The organism is Paenibacillus sp. 2TAF8 (genome assembly GCF_052114825.1).
GTDB lineage: Bacteria > Bacillota > Bacilli > Paenibacillales > Paenibacillaceae > Paenibacillus.
This window is the reverse complement of the sequence record NZ_JBFRFN010000011.1, coordinates 192,030-211,497: the sequence shown is the minus strand read 5'-3', so window position 1 is coordinate 211,497 and position 19,468 is coordinate 192,030. Positions and strand designations below refer to the sequence as shown.

Annotated in this window: 18 protein-coding genes; 14 read left to right on the top strand and 4 right to left on the bottom strand. The window is 43.6% G+C overall.

The window, feature by feature from the left end; genetic code table 11:
• The first annotated feature begins 536 nt into the window (after positions 1-536).
• Positions 537-1,727, top strand: coding sequence for a group II intron reverse transcriptase/maturase (ltrA, locus tag AB4Z30_RS18135; RefSeq protein ID WP_441928833.1), 1,191 nt, complete (start codon positions 537-539; stop codon positions 1,725-1,727).
• Positions 1,728-1,883: 156 nt separating this feature from the next.
• Here ltrA and AB4Z30_RS18130 read toward each other — a convergent pair whose 3' ends face one another.
• Complete coding sequence (locus AB4Z30_RS18130) at positions 1,884-2,585, bottom strand: TerC family protein (protein WP_441928831.1); 702 nt, start codon at positions 2,583-2,585, stop codon at positions 1,884-1,886.
• A gap of 89 nt (positions 2,586-2,674) precedes the next feature.
• On the opposite strand from AB4Z30_RS18130, the gene AB4Z30_RS18125 reads away from it, so the two are divergent.
• From AB4Z30_RS18125 to AB4Z30_RS18100, 6 genes are all read left to right on the top strand, one after another.
• Positions 2,675-3,334 (top strand): TerC family protein, encoded by a 660-nt coding sequence (locus tag AB4Z30_RS18125; protein ID WP_441928829.1) that lies wholly within the window; start codon positions 2,675-2,677, stop codon positions 3,332-3,334.
• Positions 3,335-3,766: 432 nt separating this feature from the next.
• Positions 3,767-4,261 (top strand): hypothetical protein, encoded by a 495-nt coding sequence (locus tag AB4Z30_RS18120; RefSeq protein WP_441928827.1) that lies wholly within the window; start codon positions 3,767-3,769, stop codon positions 4,259-4,261.
• Between the two features lie 348 nt (positions 4,262-4,609).
• Entirely contained in the window at positions 4,610-6,457 is a 1,848-nt protein-coding gene (gene typA / locus AB4Z30_RS18115) for a translational GTPase TypA (RefSeq protein ID WP_441928825.1), read from the top strand.
• A gap of 303 nt (positions 6,458-6,760) precedes the next feature.
• Positions 6,761-7,057: a YlaH-like family protein gene (locus tag AB4Z30_RS18110; protein WP_110897963.1), complete on the top strand. Its 297-nt coding sequence runs from the start codon at positions 6,761-6,763 to the stop codon at positions 7,055-7,057.
• A gap of 90 nt (positions 7,058-7,147) precedes the next feature.
• The gene (locus AB4Z30_RS18105; RefSeq protein ID WP_441928822.1) at positions 7,148-8,209 is read left to right on the top strand and encodes an LCP family protein; all 1,062 of its coding nucleotides are present in this window, start codon (positions 7,148-7,150) and stop codon (positions 8,207-8,209) included.
• A gap of 94 nt (positions 8,210-8,303) precedes the next feature.
• Positions 8,304-8,756 (top strand): pyridoxamine 5'-phosphate oxidase family protein, encoded by a 453-nt coding sequence (locus AB4Z30_RS18100; protein WP_441928820.1) that lies wholly within the window; start codon positions 8,304-8,306, stop codon positions 8,754-8,756.
• Between the two features lie 7 nt (positions 8,757-8,763).
• Here AB4Z30_RS18100 and AB4Z30_RS18095 read toward each other — a convergent pair whose 3' ends face one another.
• Positions 8,764-9,420 (bottom strand): YhcN/YlaJ family sporulation lipoprotein, encoded by a 657-nt coding sequence (locus AB4Z30_RS18095; protein ID WP_441928818.1) that lies wholly within the window; start codon positions 9,418-9,420, stop codon positions 8,764-8,766.
• 227 nt (positions 9,421-9,647) lie between these two features.
• On the opposite strand from AB4Z30_RS18095, the gene AB4Z30_RS18090 reads away from it, so the two are divergent.
• Both AB4Z30_RS18090 and AB4Z30_RS18085 read left to right on the top strand, forming a co-directional pair.
• Positions 9,648-10,982: a PhoH family protein gene (locus AB4Z30_RS18090; protein ID WP_441928816.1), complete on the top strand. Its 1,335-nt coding sequence runs from the start codon at positions 9,648-9,650 to the stop codon at positions 10,980-10,982.
• 246 nt (positions 10,983-11,228) lie between these two features.
• Positions 11,229-12,503 carry an extracellular solute-binding protein gene (locus tag AB4Z30_RS18085; protein WP_441928814.1) on the top strand — a complete coding sequence of 425 codons (1,275 nt, stop codon included), beginning with the start codon at positions 11,229-11,231 and terminating at the stop codon, positions 12,501-12,503.
• Here the strand turns inward: AB4Z30_RS18085 and AB4Z30_RS18080 are convergent.
• Positions 12,500-13,579 carry a hypothetical protein gene (locus AB4Z30_RS18080; protein ID WP_441928812.1) on the bottom strand — a complete coding sequence of 360 codons (1,080 nt, stop codon included), beginning with the start codon at positions 13,577-13,579 and terminating at the stop codon, positions 12,500-12,502. The genes AB4Z30_RS18085 and AB4Z30_RS18080 overlap by 4 nt on opposite strands.
• A gap of 177 nt (positions 13,580-13,756) precedes the next feature.
• Complete coding sequence (locus tag AB4Z30_RS18075; protein ID WP_110898524.1) at positions 13,757-13,993, bottom strand: DUF2626 domain-containing protein; 237 nt, start codon at positions 13,991-13,993, stop codon at positions 13,757-13,759.
• A gap of 312 nt (positions 13,994-14,305) precedes the next feature.
• Here AB4Z30_RS18075 and AB4Z30_RS18070 point away from each other — a divergent pair, with 312 nt between their 5' ends.
• From AB4Z30_RS18070 to AB4Z30_RS18050, 5 genes are all read left to right on the top strand, one after another.
• Positions 14,306-14,956 carry an RsfA family transcriptional regulator gene (locus AB4Z30_RS18070; RefSeq protein WP_441928809.1) on the top strand — a complete coding sequence of 217 codons (651 nt, stop codon included), beginning with the start codon at positions 14,306-14,308 and terminating at the stop codon, positions 14,954-14,956.
• Between the two features lie 172 nt (positions 14,957-15,128).
• Complete coding sequence (locus AB4Z30_RS18065) at positions 15,129-16,094, top strand: ketopantoate reductase family protein (protein ID WP_441928807.1); 966 nt, start codon at positions 15,129-15,131, stop codon at positions 16,092-16,094.
• Positions 16,094-16,468: a DUF3397 domain-containing protein gene (locus tag AB4Z30_RS18060; RefSeq protein WP_441928805.1), complete on the top strand. Its 375-nt coding sequence runs from the start codon at positions 16,094-16,096 to the stop codon at positions 16,466-16,468. Before AB4Z30_RS18065 ends, AB4Z30_RS18060 begins: the two co-directional genes overlap by 1 nt.
• A gap of 150 nt (positions 16,469-16,618) precedes the next feature.
• The gene (locus AB4Z30_RS18055; RefSeq protein ID WP_441928803.1) at positions 16,619-18,319 is read left to right on the top strand and encodes a peptide ABC transporter substrate-binding protein; all 1,701 of its coding nucleotides are present in this window, start codon (positions 16,619-16,621) and stop codon (positions 18,317-18,319) included.
• A 190-nt stretch (positions 18,320-18,509) separates the two neighbouring features.
• The gene (locus AB4Z30_RS18050) at positions 18,510-19,442 is read left to right on the top strand and encodes an ABC transporter permease (RefSeq protein WP_441928801.1); all 933 of its coding nucleotides are present in this window, start codon (positions 18,510-18,512) and stop codon (positions 19,440-19,442) included.
• The last annotated feature ends 26 nt before the right edge of the window (positions 19,443-19,468 follow it).

Here is a 19,468-nt window from a genome sequence, read left to right as displayed (position 1 = left end):
TGTGAGGCGTGCCCAGCAAAGCACGCATCTTCTAGCCGGTGAAAGTCCGGTCGCAGGAGGGGCCAAGCCCCTGCGTAGCTAGGATACTTGCGTATGGCGAAATCTGTACGTAAAAGCGTATCGACAAAAGTACCTGTCAGAGACAGGGCGAGCGACATGCCAGGCCGTAACATCAAGTGAATTCTGCCGCGTCGTCAAAAAGGCCTCGCAAGAGGGACAAGAGGAAGCCGAGTCGCGCTCATATCGACGAAGGCCAAGGAAACTGTTCGGAACTTGGAGCGACAGCGAAGAATCCTCCGGCGTAAAGGGAGCGGCATGGTCTGAAAGAGGATGCAGTGAACTGGGGAGACCCTCCCCCACACGGGATTTTTTTTTAACCCCCGTAAAGAGGCGCTCTATAAGTCCAAAAGACGAAGTGAAACGTCTGTGGGAAGGGAGTCCGAGGGGCTCATAGTACCGAAGAACCCAAGGACAACATAACCTTGGGGAGGGAAGGGGCTCTGCTTTGTTTATGCTTTTGGAGGAGGTACGAGTGAGTGAATGCCAACCGGCTAACAACACCAAAGGAAAAAGTTCAACAACTCCAAGAAAAGCTAGGTCATGTGGCCAAGGAGAACAAGAAGCGTAAATTTCATGCTCTGTACGACAAAGTCTACCGCTGGGATGTGCTGTGTGAAGCCTGGAAACGGGTGAAAGCGAACAAGGGAGCTGCGGGAGTAGATGAGGTGACGTTCGCACAGATTGAGGAGCAAGGAGAGACACGTTTCCTTGCGGAATGTGAGCGAGAACTGAAAGAAGGCAAATATCATCCGCAGGCTGTAAGGCGGCACTATATCCCGAAGAAAGATGGGAAGCAAAGACCGCTAGGCATCCCCACCGTGCGCGATCGAGTCATACAAATGGCAACCAAGCTCGTGATTGAACCGATCTTTGAAGCAGATTTCGAGGAAGTATCCTTCGGATTTCGTCCGAAACGAAGTGCGAAAGGAGCGCTAGAACGAATTCGGAAAGCCTGCAACCGCAAAGGGAATTGGGTAGTCGACGTCGATATCCAAGGCTACTTCGACAATATAAATCAAGAGAAGCTCATGAAACTGGTGGAAATGCGTATCAATGACAGGCGAATCTTGAAATTAATACGGAAGTGGCTTCAAGCGGGAGTGATGGAAGAAGGAAAGGTGAGGCGATCCGACTTAGGAACACCGCAAGGTGGCGTGATTTCACCGCTTCTAGCGAATATCTATCTGAACTACTTTGACCGGCTATGGGAGAAACACGGAAGTGGGTTGGGAGAACTGACAAGGTATGCAGACGATTTTGTCGTGGTCTGTAAAACCAAAAAGGATGCGGAACATGCATTTGAACTTATACGCAGAATCATGGAACGTCTGGAGCTCAAGTTACACCCGACCAAAACCCGGATTGTCGGTCTATGGACAGGAGCCGAAGGATTCGACTTTCTAGGAATGCACCACCGCAAAACGAAAGCAGAAACGTCGCAAGGGAAGGTATATTACACCACGCAGCAATGGCTAACCAAAAAGGCGGAAGAACGTATTCGTGGAGTCATTAAAGAGCGATTATTCCCACCGAGTATGCGATCCAGATCATTTGCGGAACAAGTGAAATGGCTCAATCCGAAGATTCAAGGGTGGAGAAATTATTACTACACGAGCTACAGCCTGAAGTACATCGCCAGTCAATATGAATTAAAAACGCTATTGTAAAATCTGCACGCCCATGAATGACAAACATCGGAAAGCCGTATGAGGGAAAACCTCACGTACGGTTTGATGAGGAGAGGCTGGGTTTTGCCCAGCCTTTTACTCTAGATGTTATCACGAAAGCACATTGCTTATATCGCTTCTATATCCCTGGCTTGTCTATGAATAAGAACGTTGCCGTTCAGCTTGAGCTTTCTTACTTGTGGTTCGCTTACGGTAACCCGCAAAAACAACGCCTCCTATCACTACAACGATGAACAGGACGCGGAGTGCTGGATGCTCTGTGAAAAAAGGCGAAATTCGTTTCTCTTCTGTAATCATATTGGCAGCAGTATAACCTAGTACAATAGCGCCAACGTAGATAATCCAGGGAAAGCGGTTAATCAGTTTGATGAACAAGGTGCTGCCCCAAACGATAATCGGGACACTGATCAGTAGTCCAAGGATGACAAGTACCAGATGTTGCTGGGCAGCCCCGGCTACGGCGATTACATTGTCTAGTCCCATAGCCGCATCCGCGATAATGATCGTACGAACAGCCGCCCAGAGTGAAGTTCCTGCCTGAATGTCGTTGTGCTCATCTCCCTGATCAGCGAGCAGTTTGTAGGCAATCCAGACTAAGAGCAGTCCTCCTACGAACAGGAGCCAGGGTACCTTCAATAACCATAACACAACGACTGTAGCCGCAATCCGGATGAGAAGTGCACCGCCTGTGCCGTACAGGATCGCTTTCTTTTGCACGGAAGGATGCAGATTTCGGGCTGCAAGACCGATGACGATAGCATTATCACCAGCCAGGATTAGATCAATAAAGACAACGTTTAACAAGGCCAGCCAAAATGTGGGACTAAACAGCTCCATGGCAATATGTCACTCCCTATATATTCTTCAATCAATAAGAATAGCATGTACAATTTCCACATACAAGTTAGAGTGGGGGGAATGAGGAGATGGATACACTATGGCTGTTAACACAAATTTTAATGATCAATCTGGTACTGAGTGGAGATAACGCGGTTGTTATAGCAATGGCGAGCAAAGATTTACCTCCGGAGCAACGTAAAAAAGCAGTCTGGTGGGGTGCACTTGGTGCAGTGCTGTTACGTTGCGTACTTACTTTTGCAGCCGTACTGCTGCTGGGTATTCCTTTTATTCAAGCGGCAGGCGGGTTGTTGTTATTCTGGATCGCGCTGAAACTACTGCTTCAAAACGAGGAGGAAGTACATATCCGTAATGCATCTACGACCTGGAAAGCAATTCAGACAATACTGGTTGCTGATTTTGTGATGAGTCTGGATAATGTATTAGCAATAGCTGCATTGGCTGATGGAGATTTGGCTTTAATTGTTATAGGGATTGCAATCAGCATTCCTATTGTAGTGTGGGGCAGCGGAATTATTGTGGATTTGCTAAAGCGATTTCCTCTTCTGGTGTTTGCTGGATCAGGTATACTGGCTTTTACTGCAGGAGAAATGTTAATGAGAGACCCGAAGCTTGGGGAGTGGCTGGGTGGATTGGCAGCGCAGGCTCATGCGATGTTGCCAGCAGCTTTGGCTTGTCTGGTTATAGCGGCGGGAGGGGCACACAGATTCGTTCGCCGGAATGCTTAGATGTTAACATGAGTTGAACTAAGTTTTTGGTTTGAGGGGTGTCCCATAAGGACACCTTTTCTGTTTTTTATAAATCTGATTGAGGAAGGTAGGAGGATTCCACCAAGAAGAGTCTACGTTTTTATTTTGCATGTGAACGGTGAAGGTGTAAAGAGTAGAACAATAAAGAGTGAAGTGACGATTGTATTGTAAGGTATTTCATATTATATCTGGTGTCTCCAAAGGGAATATTATAGTAAGGTTAGGTGTGTTATGTTTATTTTGACTGAGTTTGGACAGCTCATTTTCGACATCAGTATAGTTTTTTGTGGAAACATCAGATAAACTATAAACTAAGATTGAAGCTTGTTTTTGCAGTTAAAAATGTGTTCGGTATTGGAATTCAGCACAGTATGAAAATTACATAGTTAATGAAAATAAGAGGTGATGAAGATGAAAAATGAAAGAGCTATTGGACTGTTCATTGTAATTGCCGGTTTTATCATTTTGCTCGGCAAATTAGGGGTGTTTGGGTTTATTGGTCGAAATTTCTGGCCTTTATTGCTTTTGCTGCCCGGGATCGCTCTTTATGCATTGTTTTATGCCCGGGTATCGCCTTCCTGGTCATTAATGCCTGCAGGCATCCTCACTGTATATGGTGTATTATTTAGCATTACAAACATATGGGGTGCAGGACTGATGAGAAACTTGTGGCCCGTACTTCTGCTCGGGATTGCAGCAGGTTTGTTAGGATATGGTATGGTTGAGCGACGCAGACCTGAATATATCTACCCCGCGGCACTCATCATTGGTGCAGTGTCCATCGTACTATTGGCGTTCACGCTGCTCCAGACAGGTATCATATATGTGCTTGCTGTTCTGCTCATTATAGGCGGATTCTGGCTACTTGTTGGACGAGGACGTGCAGGCCGAAGTAAGGGGTGGTAAATATATCCATCAATTTCATGTGTAGTTTCGAGCGAAATATCTTGATTTTTACCTATGATAAACTATAATATAATGGATATAGACATGCGTCGGGTTATCACCGACGCTTATTTTGTGAGTAACCTGCGAATTTGCGGGAAGTTTAGGGCGTGTCTGAAAACGCTGAAGAAAGCAGATTTTGCTGAATTTTCGTTCCAAGCCAGGAAGTTTACCGCAGGCGTGCCGGGGCACGTCAAGGGAAAGTGACGCAGCAGGGGGCGAAAAGGCGGTAAAAGATGCACTTCAGTCGGTTTCAAGACACGCCCTAGTAGATAAGAATTGAAATTGGAAAGGATATGGATACAAACCATGCATTCAAGAGAACACATTCGCAATATTGCGATTATTGCCCACGTCGACCACGGGAAAACGACACTCGTCGACAAGTTGCTCCAGCAATCCGGTACATTCCGTGATCACGAGACGGTACAGGAGCGCGCAATGGACTCCAACGATTTGGAGCGTGAACGCGGTATTACGATTTTGGCCAAAAACACGGCTATAACTTATAAAGATTACCTGATCAACATTGTGGACACACCAGGCCATGCCGACTTCGGTGGTGAAGTAGAACGTATCATGAAAATGGTTGACGGCGTATTGCTCGTTGTTGATGCTTATGAGGGCTGTATGCCACAAACGAAGTTCGTACTTCGTAAAGCACTGGAGCATAACCTGACTCCAATCGTTATCGTAAATAAAATTGACCGTCCAGCGGCTCGTCCGGCTGAGGTTATTGATGAAGTACTTGACCTGTTCATCGAACTAGGTGCCAACGATAAACAACTTGAATTCCCTGTCGTATATGCTTCCGCATTGAACGGAACATCAAGCATGGAAGACGATCCCGCCAAACAAGATGACAACATGATGGCAATCTACGATACCATCGTAAGTCATATCCCTCATCCAACAGAGAACGTTGAAGAGCCACTGCAATTCCTCGTTACGCTGATGGACTACAATGAATACCTCGGACGTATCGCGATCGGCCGTGTAAACCGCGGTGTGATTCGTCAAGGCCAATCCGTTACTGTTATTATGCGTGATGGCAAAAGCAAAACAGCTCGTATCGAAAAACTGTTTGGTTTCCAAGGTCTGAAACGTGTTGAGACAGAGGAAGCTGGCGCAGGTGACATCGTTGCGATTGCGGGTATTAAGGATATCAACATCGGTGAAACGATTGCTGACCCGAACAACCCTGAAGCTTTGCCGGTTCTGAAAATTGATGAGCCAACACTGCAAATGACATTCCTCGTAAACAACAGTCCATTCGCAGGCCGTGAAGGTAAATGGGTAACTTCCCGTAAACTTCGTGAGCGTTTGTATAAAGAATTGGAAACTGACGTATCCCTTCGTGTAGAAGAAACAGAGAGCCCAGATGCATTTATCGTTTCCGGACGTGGTGAGCTTCACCTCGGTATCCTGATTGAAAATATGCGTCGTGAAGGATATGAGCTTCAAGTATCCAAACCGGAAGTTATTATCAAAGAAATTGACGGTAAGAAAATGGAGCCTCTTGAGCGCTTGTTGATTGACATCCCTGAAGAAAGCATGGGTTCCGTCATGGAGAGCCTGGGCGCACGTAAAGCAGAGATGGTTAACATGGTCAACAATGGTAGCGGTCAAGTACGTTTGGAGTTCCTGATTCCTGCACGTGGTCTGATTGGATACAGCACCAACTTCCTGACATTGACTCGTGGTTACGGTGTAATGAACCATGCATTTGACAGCTACGCTCCAGTCGTATCCGGTCAAGTGGGTGGACGTCACCAAGGTGTGCTGATCTCAACTGAAACGGGTACATCTACATTCTATGGAATGATGGGTGTTGAGGATCGTGGTACACTCTTCCTGGAGCCTGGAACAGAAATTTACGAAGGTATGATTGTTGGTGAGCATACACGAGACAATGATATCGTTGTTAACATCTGCAAAGAAAAGCAACTGACTAACGTTCGTTCTTCCGGTAAAGATGATACGGTTAAAATTAAAACGCCAATTATCTTCTCGTTAGAACAAGCGCTTGAATATTTGAACGATGACGAGTACTGTGAAATCACGCCGAAATCCATTCGTCTTCGTAAGAAACTCTTGAATAAATCCGAGCGTGAGCGTTCAGAAAAACAACGCAAAATGGCTCAAAATAACGCGTAATACCCACTACGCAAAAAGAAGTATAAGTTATGTTTTGATGGGACGTTATGCACCATTCTAAAATTGATGTTCTCCAGCTTAAGTAGTGGAGGGGCCGGAATCGATTCTGGAAGCGAAGCGCTCGCCTTTGTCACCGAATTTCAACACTTGATAGAGTGTTCATAGAAATTCGGGGACAACAGCGATCTAAAGAACGATCCGGAACCGGAACGGTCTCATGCGACGAACAGCTTTTATGTGTGCACTATAATCCCATCAATCTCTTAACTTATACAGCATGATCATGAAAGGAGATGCCTTAACATGCAAGCATGGTTTGCATCACACCCGATCATCGCCTATATCGTCATCTTTGTACTGATTACTTACGTGTATAACAAGGTCTTTCGGGTACGCCAGAAACTGCCGATCGGTAAGGAAATTGTCTTGTATATTTTGATGGCGATGGGTACGTTCATGCTTCTTATTTTTCAGATCGACAAGTTGCCTATCATTCAATGTTTGTTAGTTGCTGTAGGTCTGATGCTGTTAGTGCGCGTGCGTTATTTCGTTGAAGGTCGTCAAAAGAAAAAAGCGGAAGCTGCTGCTCGAAACTCATAATGCTGTCTATGCATAAATACATCCGTTTTCCTTCGGGAAAGCGGTTGTGTTTTATTTAGACCAAACAGATGTGATAAAGGTGTTGAACATATGAACTCAAATTCAAACGGGCTGTCTCCACGGAGACAAGCTTCGAATTCATCAGGCACTTCAGGAAATAGAAACAGCAAAGGGAAGCAGCCGAAGAAGAAGAAACGCATGAACGGGTTTGTAAAATTTTTTCTGAGTATACTGGTCATCGGCATTCTGGTGGGTGGGGGTTATTTGTACTGGATCTATAATCAAGTGGCAAATACAGGTGTAGACAAACCTGTTCCTCCTGGTATGTCGGCAACGACGAAGCCCCTTACGATGCTGCTGCTGGGTACGGACAATCGTCCCGAAACTGGTACGTTTTTATCTGATGTGGTTATGGTTGCTGCTCTCAATCCGAATACGAAAACGGCAACGGTGGTCTCCCTGCCTCGTGACACGCGTATTCAGCTTGATGGATATAAGTCCAACAAACTTAACGCTTATTATCCAAGGTTCAAAGCGCAGGAGAAGACCTCGGGCAAAAAGGCTGAGGATCAAATGAAGGATATGATGGGACAGTATCTGGGAGTAGATATCAATTATGCGACAGTAATCAACTTCCAAGCCTTTCGTGATGCAGTGAATGCTGTGGGCGGAGTAGATGTCACGGTGGATAAAAACATGTGTTGGCGAGACAAAGCTGACAATACAGATATTAATCTGAAGGCCGGTGCTCAGCATTTGGATGGTAAAGAGGCGCTCGATTTTGTACGTTATCGTAAATCCAATTGCACACCCAAGACAGCAGAGTCAAACGATTTTGACCGAAACAAAAGACAGAATCAGGTCATGAACGCGATGCTTGATCAGATGAAATCTCTCGGTGGCATTGCCAAAATTGGCAAAGTAATCAGTGCGGTAGATAAAAATATGACCACGGATGTGGAATCCGAGCAAATGAAAAATTTCATTGCTACCTACTGGAATATCTCGACCACCGATGTACACTTTACTCCGGTTACCGGTGAGTGGAGAAGTCCTTATGTTTATATTAATGAAACGGAACTGGCAAATGCAAAACAGGCGATTCAAGATACACTTGAAGGGAAAGTGAAGGCCGCGACATCAGCTCAATAGACTCAAGCTTTGGGGATTGGAAGCCGGGTTCGCAGTGTGTTATAATAACTTCACAAGATAAGAATTGCATAAAGAAGGTTAGGGGGCTGGTTGAATGTCCGAAGCCGTCACACAGTTAACAGAATCTCTTTTACAGCAATTTAAAGATGAGACCTTTGTGCTTCTTAACACCGTTGATGTCGAATCTGGGGGGCCGACTTCAACAGCAATCTCCTGGATTTATGCCGAGAATGCTTCTACTTTTCGTTTGGCGATTGACCATCGATCCCGTCTTGTGAACAATATGATTCAGAATCCCTTGATTACGATAACCGTTTTTGGCGAAGAAATGGTGTATGCGGTGAACGGACGTGCCTCCGTGCGACAAGATCCGTTGCTGGGTGTACCCTTTAATATTTGCTGTTTCGACATAACGATTGAAGCGGTGAGAAATGCGCTGTTTTATGGCGCTCAGCTGTCCTCTGTGCCTCAATTTGTCAAAATATACGATCAACGTGCTGCGGAGAAGCTTGATGAGCAAGTCTTTGCAGCCATGAAAAAAGCCTAGTGAGAGATCACTGGGCTTTTTGTTGTCTTTTTTCTGATGTATGTTGCTGCATGTATTGATCTTGAGCGGGTTCATCCGGATTTTGACGAACTTTGACGTCTTTTGGGAGCTGCGGAATGATGCGGCCTACCATATCAGCAAGTTCGGAAGCGAAACCGGAAATTGGATGGCCTTTGCGAATATGCTCACCAATCTCTTTAATACGTTCGGTGACGTCAGCATCGGCGGTTACGATGGAATCTACACCTTCCGGATCTTTACGTAAAGCTTCTGCAACGGCATATTTAATGGTACCGACGCGTGCCCGTTCGAGATCACCGTCGACATCAATGCCGACAACGGCTGTGTTTCCGAGTATGACACAATTGGCATCCTGTACACCTTCAACCTGCTGGGCAAGTGCTTTGAGGTGACTCACTCGTTTTTTATTGCTCATTCGGCCCGCTTCGGTATCGTCCGCGACATTAAGGTCGTGAACTTCACCTGTATTTTCATTCAAACGATCGAGGCGCGAAGAATTCATTCGATCTTCTTGCTGCGTTGTTATGTTTCCTCCGTAACTTCTTGGATGCATCTCATGCGGCTCCTGTGAAGCGTTACGTGTAGAAGTATTACATCCAGTAAGAACAAAGATTAGAAGCAGCGTGCATATCCCCATTTTCATAAATGTTCATCCTTTCTTGGAGTTTTTCAGAATGGTTGACAATTATTTTGCCCTAGTCGAATACATTTATGTATGGGAGCATGATTGTCCATGCCGCTGCTGAAGATCACACGATCAAGAAGAACTCGGGAATGTAGGGAAACGGAAGGCTCACACAGAGCAACTTCGTCATTCCCGAGAACACGTTCCAGCCCATGCCTTTAACGACGCCGCTTGGAGGGGATTGAATGAAAAAGATTTTTGTATTGGATACCAACGTGCTTCTGCATGACCCCAATGCCATATTTGCCTTTGAAGAACATGAGGTAATCATTCCCGCGGTTGTACTGGAGGAGATTGACTCCAAAAAAAGAAATGCCGATGAGATCGGCCGTAATGCACGCAATGTGTCCAGACTGCTCGATGGACTCAGGGAACTGGGCCACCTTCATAGCGGTGTACCTCTTGCGAATGGAGGCAATCTAAAAGTTGAGCTTAATCACCGTAGTTTTGTGAAAGTGCAGGAAATGTTTGGCGAAGTGTCCAATGACAATCGAATCTTGGCCGTCGCGCTGAATTATCAGATTGAAGAGAATGAAAAAGAAGTGGTGGAGCGACAAGTTGTTATTGTCAGTAAAGACGTTCTGGTACGGATCAAGGCGGACGTACTTGGACTGATCACACAGGATTACTTATCGGATCGGACTGCTGGACTTAGCGAGTTGTACCCTGGATATACAGCGCTGAAAGTTCACCCGTCTGTCATTGATGAGTTTTACACATATCGTTTCTTGCCGATAAAACCCTTGCAACTGTCCTATTCTCTCTACCCGAATGAATTTGTCATTCTGAAGGATGAGATGGGTACGAACAAGTCCGCTTTGCTTAAAGTGAACAAGGAAGGTACAAAGCTGGAGCCATTGTTCCTCAGTAATGATAATGTCTGGGGAATAAGTGCCCGAAATGCACAACAACGAATGGCGTTAGAGCTGTTATTGAACGATGATATTCCACTTGTAACCATTACAGGAAAAGCCGGTACAGGCAAAACGCTTCTTGCACTGGCGGCCGGACTGCTAAAGGTTGAGGATGATCACAGATACAAAAAGCTACTGATCGCACGACCTGTTGTGCCAATGGGTAAGGATATTGGATATCTTCCAGGAGAGAAAGAAGAAAAGCTTCGTCCGTGGATGCAGCCGATCTACGATAATCTTGAGTTTTTATTTGATACAAAAAAGGCCGGTGATATTGATAAAATACTAATGGGCCTCGGCAGCATTCAGGTAGAGGCACTAACCTATATTCGTGGAAGGTCCATTCCCGGCCAATTCATCATTATTGATGAAGCCCAGAACTTGTCTCGTCACGAAGTGAAAACCATTGTATCCCGTGTAGGTGAAGGCAGTAAAATTATTTTGATGGGTGACCCTGAACAGATTGACCACCCTTATCTGGATTCAGCGAGCAACGGACTTACCTACATTGTGGAGCGCTTTAAACAAGAGGGGATCAGTGGACACATTATGCTTGAAAAAGGAGAGCGTTCCAAGCTGGCACAACTTGCAGCGGACTTGTTATAGTAAGCTTTTCTCCAGTTCATATCTGGATTTATTTCCCGGAAAATGTTCTACATGAGAGCCGACTCCTGAAGTCGGCTTTTTTTGCTGAAAAAATAAAAATCAATTGTTATACAGAATTGGATATGCTCGTAATATGCAAAATACAAGAAAAGTGTTTTTTGGCAGGGTAGGACAAGAGGACTACACATTTGATACAATAATGGTTGCGAGAATATACAAAGGAAGTGAATTCAAGGAGGAGAGTGAATGAAGCGTAGACATCAGGTTGTTCTATTTGCAGTGTTGCTGCTTTCCCTAACGATCCTCTCACCTAGTTTTGATTTTAGAGGTTCACAGCAAAATCCAGCACGAAATCAAGAGAAAGATACATATCCGGGTGGTTCATCCCGGAATGAGGAGACACATGCTCCTCTCGAAATAATGGTATCCATGACGAAAGAAGAGTTTGCTTTGTTTCAAGAAATGGCTGAAGAAGTGGCTTCTTCTCGTTTTGTCGAGGTTAATATTCGTAATGTAGAACCGGATAAATATCAGGAGGTGCTGGATCAGGAGTTCTCTTTAGGAGTGAACGGAGATATTATTTTACTGCAAACTGACCAAGTGCAGCGCTATGCCAAAAAAGGATATCTTGTTCCTCTAAATGGGACGTCTCTCTCTAAGTCAATTGGGGATACGGTTAACGAATTGCGAGGAATGACAGAGTGGAACGGATATCAATGGGCAATGCCCTTTGATGTTGATCCTTATGTTATGGGAATAACACCTTCATACTTAAATGAATCCGGGTTGCTGGAGTTTCCTCAAAAAAGGGAGCAATGGTTTAAACTGATCAAGCAATCTCAAACAAAGAGCATACCTTTGATTTCATTGAATATAGATGACACTTACGGAACGAGTGCGTGGTTGAGTTATTTGCCGCTGGGAATGAGTCCCGACCAGATTCTAAGGATGCAACCAGCATCCATGACAAATGAATTTCAACAGGGAGTAAGCTTGCTCAGCGAGCTCCAACCCCATATTTTGACCATGTCTGTAGATCCGGTATTATCTGCTTCAGATTATAAGGTGCAAACTCCGATGTTTGTATCTACATTGTCTCGTATTCGTAAGGTGGATGAAGCTTCCAAAGGTCAGGGATCGTTTGCCTCACCTATTTTTTTACAAGTCCTGCATACGGCCCAGTCCAGAAGTCTGGTTATTACAGCAGGATCAGCGGAGATGGATACGGCAAGCCGATGGATTGAAGGGATGTTGTCTGCAGCGACACAGAATAAATGGGTTAAACAAACCAAGCGCTTACCTGCAAGGCAGCAAGAAATGGAGAAGGAAACCGGAAATGTTGAAGCTCGGTATCGTGTGATTCCAAATCAACCCTGGTTATCCAAAGAATTCACTTCATTAAAACTGGCCGAAAACCAAACGATAATCACTCACTTTCAGAAGCGGGTGCAGCAGGTGCTTCAAGGGAAGATCAGTGCTGTTCAGTATGTGAACAGCATCAAAAAAGAATCTAATCCCTAGAATGAAATGGCTAATTTCACTTCTAAAACACCTTCATCTGTAGAAACATTGGTAGCTTTAACAAAGGAAAGAATTTTTTGTGGATAAAAACCAAGATCGAATTCTTTCTCCAGCATTCGACGTGTTGTGTCGGGGAGTTCAAGCTGATTAAATACCAGCTTATCCACATGAAAGCGAATAGCGTTTTGCGGTTCATTCTCAACTGTATAGTGGCCTTCGATGCTTAATTGCAACTGATCCCTCTGTCCCGAAGCTGTAATTTTAGATTGATTAAATGTAAAGGCAAAATCCTCAAAGATCGCATTCTGCGAACGCAAAAACGAATTTAATTCATCCTGACCTATGCGAATGGTATACGTGGTTCCTGTGGTGGATATGGCTCCATTTTGCTTTTGTACAAAATCGGGTAGGTTCTGCATGGCCGATGCCAACGCTTTAAAATAACGTTTCACTTCGTATATGCCGATGTTTTCCCAATACAACGTTAATTCGTTCATTAATTTTTGGATAGCTGCCGCGTCACCGCTGGTGGTTATTTGCTTATCCACTTCTTTTTGCAATGAGGCTACCCTAGTACGCTGATCCTCTAAATTGGTTTTCATGTCAGCAAGCTCCAATGAGGTATGACGGATTTGATCTGACGTTCGCTGTAGCTCATTATATCGGGTTTGATACTTGTCCAACACGGCTTGATCTTTGCCGATAATGATCTGATAGTAGTCATACAGAACAAACAAATCTTTAAACGATCTTGCTCCAAGCACTGTCATGAGCAGGCTATCGCGCTCTCCTGTATAATAAGACCTTACAACAGCTCCGGCCCGGTCTTGCTGGATATGTATTTCCTTTTCCTGCTGTAACAGTTGGGCTGATAGAGTCTCGTGTTGTTTGGCTAATTCCTGCTGCCTTTCTGTAATGCGTTCAATCTCGTGATCAATTTCTACAATAGATAATGTCTTTTGCAAAATGGCTTGCGTTTCTTCGGGTGAAGGTTCTCCATAAACGAATGAAGAGATGGGGTGTACGAACAATATAATGATGAACATGATGGTGATCAAACCATATCGATGCTTCACAATCATTCTCCTTTCTTAACTCCTAACATACGTAGAGATCATTACTCTTCCTAACAATATATGAAATCCATACGAAAAATATCCTTAGTGGTTACATACCATTATATCTTCATAAGTAATCTGAAAAACAAAAAAACAATCCGACAAGAACCGGATTGCTTTGATGCTGCTGGCGGATTAGAGCGGCAGTCCCATTTCGAATACAGTCCAATAGCTGAACCCTGTGAACGTCACGATCATATAACCCCAGAAGAGCAATATATACGTACGTTCGGTAAACTTCAAGTATCCCAACAGAACAAAAAACGCAGTCTGCAGGAAGAAAAGCAAAGCCATTTCGACTAAATCTCCTGCAAAAGCCATCAGGCCAATCGCAAGCGTGAAGAACCCGAGTACCCTAAACATGCGTGCCACGGTAAATCCTCCTTTCTTATGTACGTTCATAGATTGTCTACATAATATTATACCGAGAAAGGAAAAACGTGTAAACAAATTTGGGTATGAAAGCGAATTCTTTTTTGTGGGCTAGGATTAAAAGTAGGCAGAATTATCATGATTACGTATGAGGTAACCTCAATATGGAAATACATTTTAGTATGAAAATCAATTCTATGAACTCTATGAGAGGCATAAGAATGAGTAAGCAACTTTTATACCTAATTCACATAACGGGTTACCGGTTATGGGGACGGTTATTTCAGGATGGTGTTAGGAGGGTATTATAGCATGACTGCAGTGAGACAGGATGCTTGGAGTACAGAGGACGATTTGATTTTGGCAGAGGTTACATTGCGTCATATTCGGGAAGGTAGCACGCAGCTAGCAGCTTTTGAAGAAGTAGGTGAAAAAATAGGCAGAACTTCTGCCGCATGTGGATTCCGTTGGAACAGTTGTGTTCGCAAAAAGTATGAATCAGCGATTAGCAATGCTAAAGCACAAAGGCAAAAGCGGAGCTATCTTAGAAAACAGCCTGCAATGCTGGGTCCGCAGGTTGCTGCACTGGCAACATTAGACGCCGAGGAAGGTATCTTTAAGACGGATGGGGTGTCTGATGAATCCTTATCTATGGATGCGGTGATCCGTTTTCTGCGGCAGTGGAAAGGCACAGTGCAGGAGAATAGCCGTCAGCTTAAAATGCTGGAAAAGGAATTGCGCGAGAAGGAAGATGAACTGCTGGAACTACGTTGTGAGAACGACCGACTCTCCAAAGAAGTCAACGAGGTTCAGACGGATTATCGTGTGGTTAACGATGATTACAAAGCGTTGATCCAGATTATGGATCGGGCACGTAGGCTTGCCTTTTTATCCGAAGAAGAAGAAGAACTTAAGACAAGGTTCAAAATGGATGCTAACGGAAATTTGGAACGGATTGAGTAGCAAATTTGAGTTTGAAGTAACATGATAATATCGTGCCCGCCAGACCTCCGTGATTCTACGGTAGGTATGTCGGGTTTTTAGTTGTGTATATTTGTTCTATTATAGAAGGAAAGGGAATACGGGAAGGTATATGAGAGATGAGATGCATCAAACGATGAAAGCAGGGGATTAGATGATTATAGACGTAGTAGGAGCGGGTTCGCTAGGACTTCTATATGGAGGCAAGTTACAGGCAGCAGGTGAATGTGTGCGTTTCTGGACCAGAACATCAGAACAGGCTGATCAGCTTAAGCAAAATGGAATCACAATTACCCAGAGCGATGAAGAAACATACGTCAAGCCGGATGAGATTCAGGCTAACCCGATATCTCAACTGACGAATCATTGGAACAAGAAACCTGGAGACTGGATACTGCTCACTGTGAAGCAAACTCATGTTGAGGATTTTATTGAAATGATGGCAACATTGGAAGGTCAGCAGCACATAAAGATAGCTTGTTATCAAAACGGTCTCGGTCATTTGGAGAAGCTACAGGCTGCATTGCCACAAACATTACTATGTAGTGCGATTACAACAGAAGGGGCAAAACGTTCAGGGGATCAAGTATACCGAGCCGGTTCCGGGGAAACACAATTAGGCTGGAGTAATGCTTTGGCTACAGTGAATGAGATAATAATAGAAGAACAACAAATATTTACTTTAGCCAAGGTTTTGCGACAGGCAGGATTTGACTGTACAGTGTCGAATGAAATCGATAAGCTGATATACAGAAAACTGTTAATTAATGCGGTCATTAACCCGCTTACGGCAATATGGAGAATACCTAATGGTGAATTGCTTCACAAAATAGAGCGGGTCAGAATGATGCGCCAGTTGTATGATGAGGCGTTGACCGTATACAGGGCTATGGGCGTACAATTACAAGGGGATTTGTGGGAACAGATTGAGGGGGTATGTCAAGCTACTGCTTCCAATACGTCCTCCATGCTTGCAGATATTTTACATAAACGTACAACAGAAGTTGAATCTATTAATGGGTCCATCATAAGAATGGCGAAGCAGTTCAATCTGAAAGTACCTACACATGAAATGCTTTTTCATTTGATTCAAGGTATGCAATCAGAAGGGGTGAGTTGATGGGATTTTTCATCGTATTGAGTATATTGCCTTTTTTTCCGTTTTTTCTCGTGTATTGGGGCATGATGGTATGGAAGAAAGATAAGTCATTTGCACTGCGGACAGCTATGGATATCACTACATTTTTTCTTATTTTCTCGGTTTCAGCGTTATTCAACTTAACATTTGATTCGAGTTTTGGTTTTTATCTGACATTAATACTCATACTAATAGCGCTTGGTTTTATCGGAGGTGCGCAAAATCGACTAAAAGGAAAGGTTGATGGGGGGAGAATGATCAGGGCCGTATGGCGTATGTCATTCGTGATGATGAGTTTTGGATATGTTTTGTTTACTTTATTTGGATTATTTAGATACATTACGAACCATATGTAAGGTTACATAACGCAAAATCCCGAAAAGATGTGGCGATTTTGTCGAAAACTGAAAAAAACATTACTTTCTGAAAAAGTAATGTAGATTTTTTTGACCGGTGGTTGTATAATCTATAAACATAAACCACATAAATTTAGGGGGAAAAGTTAGATGAAAAGGAAAAGTCTATTAGTCCTTTTGACGCTGATCTTGGCGTTCGGTACCGTACTTGCAGCGTGCGGATCGAAAAATGAAGGCACAGGTACCACAACAGATAACAATTCTGCAAGCGGAGAAAAGGGTCTTGCCAAAGATCAAGTGCTGAGAATCAACTTATCAGCTGAACCTCCTACGTTTGACCCGGCTCAAGCAAAAGACAGCCAAACGAACACGGTTTTGAAATTCTTGTATGAAGGTCTAGTACGCATTGATGCTGATGGTAAAGAAGCAGCTGGTGTTGCTAAAGACTGGAAAATCTCTGAAGATGGTTTGAAATATGTTTTCAACCTGAACCCAGATGCTAAATGGAGCAACGGTGACCCGATCACTGCCGAAGATTTTGTTCGTTCTTGGGAACGTGCATTGAAACCGGAAACAGCTTCTCCTTATGCATACCAATTGTACTACATCAAGGGTGCTGAAGGTTACAACATGAGCAAAGATAAAAAATTCAAAGGTACTAAAATCACAGATTTCTCCCAAGTTGGTGTGAAAGCAACTAACGAGCACACACTTGAAGTAACGTTGGAAAATCCTACTCCTTACTTCTTGGGTCTTACAGCATTCTACACGTACTATCCAGTACACAAGTCTGCTGATACGAATGACAAATTCTTCTCTGACTACAAAAACATGATCGTTAACGGACCATTTGTAATGGATCAATACGCTAAAGGTCAAAAAATTGTCGTGAAGAAAAATGAAGGCTACCATGCAGCTTCTGATATCAAATTGACTGAAATTAACATGTCTCTGACAAACAGCAGTGCTTCTGAGCTGCAGGCTTACAAATCAGGACAATTGGACTACACTGGTAACCCTAATGGTGAAATTCCTACAGACCAAATTCCTTCTTTGAAAGCTGAATTGCCAAACGAGTTCAAAGCTACTGGTATTGCAAGTACGTATTACTACCAGTTCAACGTAAATGAAGCACCATTTAATAACGCTAAAATCCGTAAAGCATTTGCAATGTCTATTCAACGTCAACTGATCGTTGATAAAGTAACACAAGGCGGACAAATTCCGGCATTCGGTTTTGTACCTCCAGGTATTCGTGGTGAAAAAGAAGAATTCCGTACAGAACACAAAGATGATTACTTCACTGAAAACGTAGACGAAGCTAAAGCATTGCTTGCTGAAGGTATGAAAGAAGAAGGTTACACTACGCTTCCTGCGATCACTTTGATCTATAACACAAGTGATGGTCACGCGAAGATCGCTTTGGCAATTGCGGATATGTGGAAAAAGAACCTTGGTGTAGATGTGAAAACAGAAAACCAAGAGTGGAAAGTTTTCTTGGATAACCGTCAAAAACAAAACTTCCAAATCGCTCGTGCGGGTTGGTCTGCAGACTACAACGATCCGTTCAACTTCTTGGAAATGTGGAAAACTGGCAACACAAACAACGACTCGAAATTCAGCAATGCACAGTATGATAAAGATCTCGAAGATACTGTAAAAACAACTGATGTTGCTAAACGTATGGCTGCTTTTGCTGACGCTGAAAAAGTGTTGGTTCAAGATGAAATGGGCGTATTGCCAATTTACTACTACACGAACGTATCCTTGACTAAGCCTTATCTGAAAGGCGTACAACTTGATTTCAGTGGAGCAATTGACTTCACTCGCGCACATCTGGAAGAGAAGTAAGTTGTTCTGAAGTCTAATATGATTACTTCGGGATATATATGTGGAATTCCATATATATCCCGATTTTTTTGTATGTGCACTGATTTTCCTTATAATTCTTGAAATTTCCGATAAATGGATTGGACTTTATTGCTGTCTAATTCTACAATCGATTTGTATACAAAATATTGTTTGTGGAGGTGTGCAAGGGTTGTTAAAGTACGTTTTGAAAAAACTGCTATTTATGCTGCTATCGCTTTTCATACTCGCATCGATGACCTTCTTCTTGATGAAGGCCATTCCTGGTGACCCTTTTACATCGGAGAAAAGAGTATCACCTGAAATTCGGGCTCTACTTGAAGAAAAATATGGTCTGGACAAACCGATGTATGTGCAATATTTCAAATACATTGGCGATATTGTGCAAGGCGACTTTGGGGTTTCGATGAACTATCTTAACCAAGGTGTCACAGACATGATTGTGAAAACATTTACGGCATCTTTGAAGATCGGTATTTTTGCAATCATTATCTCCATTATTGTGGGGGTACTGTTGGGGCTGCTTGCTGCGGTATACCATCGAAAACTGATTGATGATGTCACGATGGTGCTTGCTGTCATCGGGATTGCTGTACCAAGTTTCTTGCTGGCGTCCTTATTGCAGTATGTGTTTGCGTTCAAACTCGGATGGTTCAACGTTATGGGCTTTGATGGTCCACTTGATTATGTGCTTCCGGTTGCTGCTCTATCTGCATCACCAATTGCCTTTATCGCACGTCTAACGCGTTCAAGCATGCTGGAAGTTTTACATGCAGACTACATTAAAACCGCGAAAGCTAAAGGGTTGAAATGGCCTGCCATCATGTTTAAGCACGTTGTACGGAACGGTATTTTGCCAGTTGTTACGTATGTGGGTCCAATGACCGCTAACATTATCACAGGTTCTGTTGTTATTGAGCAAATTTTTAACATTGGCGGAATCGGTAAAGTATTTGTAGAGAGCATCACAAACCGTGATTACACCATGATTATGGGGATTACTATTTTCTACGGTATTCTCTTGATGTTTGCACGTTTCCTTACAGATATCGTATACGTATTGGTTGATCCTAGAATTAAGCTGGAAAGCCGGAAGGGGGCATAACGTTGTCTGGCACGAATAATAACAAT

Bases quoted from the DNA above. Each gene is read 5' to 3' on its own strand.
- AB4Z30_RS18125 (WP_441928829.1), top strand. From the start codon at position 2,675: ATGGATACACTATGGCTGTTAACACAAATTTTAATGATCAATCTGGTA.
- AB4Z30_RS18110 (WP_110897963.1), top strand. From the start codon at position 6,761: ATGCAAGCATGGTTTGCATCACACCCGATCATCGCCTATATCGTCATC.
- AB4Z30_RS18085 (WP_441928814.1), top strand. From the start codon at position 11,229: ATGAAGCGTAGACATCAGGTTGTTCTATTTGCAGTGTTGCTGCTTTCC.
- AB4Z30_RS18130 (WP_441928831.1), bottom strand. From the start codon at position 2,585: ATGGAGCTGTTTAGTCCCACATTTTGGCTGGCCTTGTTAAACGTTGTC.
- AB4Z30_RS18070 (WP_441928809.1), top strand. From the start codon at position 14,306: ATGACTGCAGTGAGACAGGATGCTTGGAGTACAGAGGACGATTTGATT.
- AB4Z30_RS18055 (WP_441928803.1), top strand. From the start codon at position 16,619: ATGAAAAGGAAAAGTCTATTAGTCCTTTTGACGCTGATCTTGGCGTTC.
- AB4Z30_RS18060 (WP_441928805.1), top strand. From the start codon at position 16,094: ATGGGATTTTTCATCGTATTGAGTATATTGCCTTTTTTTCCGTTTTTT.
- AB4Z30_RS18090 (WP_441928816.1), top strand. From the start codon at position 9,648: ATGAAAAAGATTTTTGTATTGGATACCAACGTGCTTCTGCATGACCCC.
- typA (WP_441928825.1), top strand. From the start codon at position 4,610: ATGCATTCAAGAGAACACATTCGCAATATTGCGATTATTGCCCACGTC.
- AB4Z30_RS18065 (WP_441928807.1), top strand. From the start codon at position 15,129: ATGATTATAGACGTAGTAGGAGCGGGTTCGCTAGGACTTCTATATGGA.
- AB4Z30_RS18120 (WP_441928827.1), top strand. From the start codon at position 3,767: ATGAAAAATGAAAGAGCTATTGGACTGTTCATTGTAATTGCCGGTTTT.
- AB4Z30_RS18100 (WP_441928820.1), top strand. From the start codon at position 8,304: ATGTCCGAAGCCGTCACACAGTTAACAGAATCTCTTTTACAGCAATTT.
- AB4Z30_RS18105 (WP_441928822.1), top strand. From the start codon at position 7,148: ATGAACTCAAATTCAAACGGGCTGTCTCCACGGAGACAAGCTTCGAAT.
- AB4Z30_RS18095 (WP_441928818.1), bottom strand. From the start codon at position 9,420: ATGAAAATGGGGATATGCACGCTGCTTCTAATCTTTGTTCTTACTGGA.